Genomic DNA, 4753 nt, shown 5'->3' with positions numbered 1-4753 from the left:
GAGGGCGAGAAGGCCGGCGATCACGAGATAACCAAGCCAGCGGAACCAGCGCCGTGTCCACATATCGCGGAACCATGCGATGACCGCATTGCTGTCGCGGCGCAGGCGCAGGCGGAATTCGGGCGGACTGTCAGCGGCCATATGTCCCGCCTCTAAAGCCTGAGTCGACGAAAGGGAAGCATGCTTGCGGCAAGGCGCATCATGACCCTCCTCCCGCAGGCGGGAGGGGCGGGGAGAGGGCCTGTTTCTCCAGCACGATCTGCGACATGCCCTCCCGGACCCCTCCCGCCTGCGGGAGGGGGACCCGTCAGATCGAGAGCGCCGAACGCAGCATCGCGGCAACTTTGGCCCGCACCATATCCGCTGAAACGCGGTCCGGCTGCGGCGGGCGCCGGACGGTCGCGTCGGCGATCATCGGGCGCAGCCGCGCCCCCCGACCGGCCAGATGTCGACGAGCATATCCCCGGCGACGACGTGGTAATTGTCATAGAGATTCACCGTCGGGTCGCAGTGCGGCACGATCAGGCTGACCGGGTCGCCGGGCGCGAGCTGCGTTCCGATGTCGGGCGCAATCAGCGCCGCATGCTCGTCGCCCATGAAGGCGAAAAAGGCGGTTTCGGGCGCGCCGCGCTGCACCACCGCGACGCCGCCGTCGGTCGACAGCGATTTGAATCCGGCGTCGATCGTGACGAGGCCGCTGTGGTTCGCACTGACGACGCGCGCATCGACCGACAGCGAAACCTCGAACGGCGGCTCGCCGCCATCGACGAGGTCGCAGTCGAGATATTGCTTGTCCATGAAGACATAGCTGCCCGCCTGCAATTCGGTGAAGATGCCGAGTTCGAGGTCGATGCGGTGCGTGCCGGTCCCCGATCCGGTGACGATGCCGGGCGCAAAGCCCGCCCCGGAGAGCGCAGCGATGATGTCCTGCAGATAGGCGGTGCGCTCGACGATCGCGGCGCGGCGGTCGGCGTAGCTTTCGATATGCTGCTGCGACCCGCAGTAGAATTGCACGCCGCGATAGGCGAGGTTCGGCGATGCGGCGATCACCTTTGCGAGCGCGACCGCCGCCTCGGCCGAGGCGACCCCGGTGCGCGCGATACCGGGGTCGATATCGATGACCACGTCGAGCCTTGCTCCCGCCCCCGCCAGTGCCGCGTCGATGCGTTCCGCGACGCCCGGATGATCGACGACCGCCATCAGCCCCGCGGCGGTCGCCGCCAGCTTTGCCAGCCGTTCGATCGCGGCGGGCGCCGCGACGGGCGAGGTGATGAGAATACCGGTCACGCCCCCCGCGGCGAGCACTTCGGCCTCGCCGATCTTGGCGCAGCACACCCCGACGGCCCCCGCCGCTATCTGGCGCCGTGCGATATCGACGCTCTTGTGCGTCTTCGCGTGCGGGCGAAGCGCGAAGCGATGATCGGCCGCGAGCACCGCCATCCGGTGGATATTGCGGTCGAGCGCATCGACGTCGAGGATGAGCACTGGCGTGTTGAGGTCGGCGCGCGACCCTTGCTGGCCGATCAGATGGTCGTGCAATTCACGGTCGGTCGTCATGCGAACAGGTTCTCCAGATGCGGATTGAGGAATTTGCCATACGGGTCGACGCCGCGGCGGACAGCGGAATAGCGCGCCGCCATCGGATAAAGCGCCGCCACATCGGCGCGATTCAGCGTGTGGCGCTTTGCCCAATGCGGCCGCCCGCCGGCGCCGCGAAAAATCTCTTCGGCGTCGGCGAACAGACCCTGCCAGGACATCTTTGCATATTGGTGCATCGAAATCGCCGCAACCGGCCCGGCGTTCATCGGGCTCATCCAGATGTCATCGGCAGCGACGACGCGATATTCGAACGGGAAGGTAACGGGCAGGCGCTTCCTGCGGATCCAGCCGACCACCTCTTCCAGCGTATCCAGCCCCGCGGCGCGGGGCATCTCATATTCCATTTCCTCGAACCGGAGCGTCCGGTCGGACGGAAAGATGCTGTACGCCGGCCCTCGACGGCCGCCCTCGATGTTCGTCCGCATCATCAGGCGCTGAAGCAAGGGGGTGAGGGACGGCAGCCGCGCCGAAATGTCGAGGATGCGTCCGAAGGTTGCCTCCTCGATGTCGGTCGTACTCGGCGGCGGGTCGCACGGATCGCACGGGTCGAGCGTTTTCAGGATCACATGGTCGCTGTGCGGAAAGAACCAGAATTCGACATGGCGGTGCTGATGCGTCAGTTCCTCATAGCTTTCGCGGACCTCGGCCCAGCGTCGCTTTTCGATCCGTTCGGCAAGATGGAAGGCGGGAACCACCGCGACCTCGATTTCGGTCGCGATGCCGAACAACCCGAGCGACAGGCGTTGCGCCTCGAACAGGTCGGCGTTCGTCGTCGCGTCGCACCAGTGCGCCTCGCCATCGGCGGCGACGAGGCGGAAACCGCGCGCAAAGGTCGACAACGAACCGAGATCGGTCCCGGTACCGTGCGTCCCCGTCGCCATCGCCCCCGCGAGCGACTGCGGATTGACGTCGCCCTGGTTGGCAAGCGCGAGCCCCTCTTCCCATAAGGCCGCGGTCAACCGGCGGATACTCCAGCCCGCGGGAATACGCGCCGTCCGGCGATCGGCGGCGACGCGGATTTCGCCCGCCATGTCGTCCAGACTGACGATCAGTTCGTCCGATTCGCAAAGCGGCATGAAGCTGTGCCCGGCGCCGGCGACGCGCAGCCTGCGGGCGCTGCGGACGAGCGCCGCGAGTTCGTCATCGCTTTGCGGACGTGCGACTTGCACAGCCGCGGTGACGCTGCCCGACCAGTTGCTCCACGCCATGCCTCTTCTCCCGCAGCGAGCAGGTGAAGCTGTCGGCTGGAGAAAAGTTAGTCAAGACTATATTTCAATTGCCGAATGGCGGCTGATGACCGGTTGCGGCCGTATCGGTCATCGTCACCCCGGACCTGATCGGCGATTATCCCCTTCCGACAAGGAAGGGGTGTTCCCCCGCGAAGGCGGGCCCCATATACTTGCTCCAATGGGATATATCCCGACCTGATCCGGGGTCTGCCTTCTTGAAGGAAAGAGCGGATCTCGGGTCAAGCCCGGTGTGACGGAGAAAACGAAGCGGCCCGAAAAGAAGCCGCCACAGAAAACAGCGCCTACCGCGCCGCGATCTGACGCGCGAAGTGGATCTGGACGGCGTCGCGAACGCCGCGCGCGACCTTTTTCTGCCCGGCGGGCGAGGCGAGGAATTCGGCATCGACCTTGTTCGAGATAAAGCCCGTTTCGAACAGGACCGACGGAACGTCGGGCGCCTTCAGGACAATGAGCGAAGCGAAGCGGTGCGCATGCGTGCGGAATTTAATCGCTTCGCTCGCCTCGCGCTGGAGCAGGCGTGCGAAATCGGAGGAGACATTCATTGTTTCGCGCTGGGTCAGGTCGAGCAGGATCGACGACACCTCGCCGCTGTGCGCGCCGAGGTCGACACCATTGATGATATTCGCCTTGTTCTCGCGCGCCGCGAGCCGCGCCGCTTCGCGGTCCGATGCGACTTCGGACAATGTATAGATCGACGCGCCGTTCGCGGTCTCGCTTTCCGCCGCGTCGGCGTGGACCGAGATGAACAGGTCGGCCTTCAGCCGCCGCGCGATACCATAGCGCTCCTCGAGCACCAGATAGCGGTCGTCGGCGCGGGTCAGCGCGACGCGCACGCGGCCCGAGGCGACGAGGTCGTCGCGAATCGCGCGGGCGAGCGCGAGCGTGACGTCCTTTTCGCGCTTGCCGCTGTGCGGACTGATCGCGCCGGGGTCGTGCCCGCCATGCCCTGCGTCGATCACGACGAGCGGCAGGCGGCTGTTGTCGGGGCCTTCGATGCGCGGCAAGGCGACCGCAGGCTTGGGCTTTCCGATCGGCACCGTCACGCTGTAGCGTTTTTCGGGCGGCTTCGCACGGAAGCCGGCGGGTGGCTGCAACTGCGTGCGCGGACCGCGCGCGGCACGTTCGAACTCGCCCGCCGAAACGGGGCGCAACTGGAAGGTCAGGCTGCGGCCGTCGGCAGCGAAACGCCCACCGATCACGACCGCCGGCCGCGCGAGGTCGAGCACGATCCGCGCTGTATCGGGGGCTGGCTGTCCCTGTCGCACGGCGCGGACCAGCCCCGCGCCTTGCAGCGACCGGCCGGCCTGCGCGCCCGCGATGTCGAGCGCGATGCGGTCGGGACCCGCGAGCAGGAAGGAGGAGGCGCCCGCGACGAGGTCGTCGAAGCGCAGCGTGATTTCCGAATCGCCGATTTCGATCGCACCGACCTGCCCCGCCAGCGTAGCCGTGGGGACCCAGATCATGCCGAGCAGGACGAGCAGCAGGCTCATGGCGCGTCTATGCCGCCCGATGCGCAGCGTGGTCCAGCGCTTATTGAAAAACATGACGCCCCCGGGCCGCAGAACAAGATAAACCATGCATTAGCCATCGGCCGTCAAACGCCCGTCAACCGGCAGGGTTAACCGGCAATTCAGCATGTTCGGCGCGGTGGGTTTTCTTGCAACACCCGCGCGCCATCCTATCTTTGCAAGGTGGTTGTGGTTGCCGTCGCGAGATGCCGATGCTAGCACGCCCTCACTGACGGTGTCGTTCCCGGTGCCGTCCGGCCTTTTGAGGGGAAGGCCTGCTCCGCAAATATGCGGATCATGGCCGCCTTGGCGCCGGACATACGGGGAAGGGCGACCTGCCGCCAGTCCACCCGGTTGACCGGACAGTCGGGGCGTTCGCTTGCGCGCCCCCCCCGC

The 4753-nt window shown here is 66.4% G+C and carries 3 protein-coding genes; all 3 read right to left on the bottom strand.

Translation table 11 applies throughout. From position 1 onward, the window contains the following. Nucleotides 1-411: 411 nt before the first annotated feature. The 3 genes from VGD20_RS07580 to VGD20_RS07570 all read right to left on the bottom strand — a co-directional run bounded on the left by VGD20_RS07580 (nucleotide 412) and on the right by VGD20_RS07570 (nucleotide 4393). Nucleotides 412-1557 carry a DSD1 family PLP-dependent enzyme gene (locus tag VGD20_RS07580; RefSeq protein ID WP_331133862.1) on the bottom strand — a complete coding sequence of 382 codons (1146 nt, stop codon included), beginning with the start codon at nucleotides 1555-1557 and terminating at the stop codon, nucleotides 412-414. After that, entirely contained in the window at nucleotides 1554-2807 is a 1254-nt protein-coding gene (locus VGD20_RS07575; protein ID WP_331133861.1) for a D-arabinono-1,4-lactone oxidase, read from the bottom strand. The genes VGD20_RS07580 and VGD20_RS07575 overlap by 4 nt, the downstream gene beginning before the upstream one ends. A gap of 323 nt (nucleotides 2808-3130) precedes the next feature. Continuing rightward, on the bottom strand, nucleotides 3131-4393 hold the full coding sequence (locus VGD20_RS07570) for an N-acetylmuramoyl-L-alanine amidase (protein ID WP_331133860.1): 1263 nt from the start codon (nucleotides 4391-4393) through the stop codon (nucleotides 3131-3133). Nucleotides 4394-4753: the final 360 nt, after the last annotated feature.

It is taken from the genome of Sphingopyxis sp., assembly GCF_036402335.1.
Lineage (GTDB): Bacteria > Pseudomonadota > Alphaproteobacteria > Sphingomonadales > Sphingomonadaceae > Sphingopyxis.
The sequence above is the reverse complement of the archived record's forward strand: the minus strand, read 5'-3'. Positions and strand labels throughout refer to the sequence as shown.

What these genes read in the sequence shown, in the direction of transcription:
- VGD20_RS07570 (WP_331133860.1), bottom strand. Translation starts at nt 4,393, where the DNA reads ATGTTTTTCAATAAGCGCTGGACCACGCTGCGCATCGGGCGGCATAGA.
- VGD20_RS07580 (WP_331133862.1), bottom strand. Translation starts at nt 1,557, where the DNA reads ATGACGACCGACCGTGAATTGCACGACCATCTGATCGGCCAGCAAGGG.
- VGD20_RS07575 (WP_331133861.1), bottom strand. Translation starts at nt 2,807, where the DNA reads ATGGCGTGGAGCAACTGGTCGGGCAGCGTCACCGCGGCTGTGCAAGTC.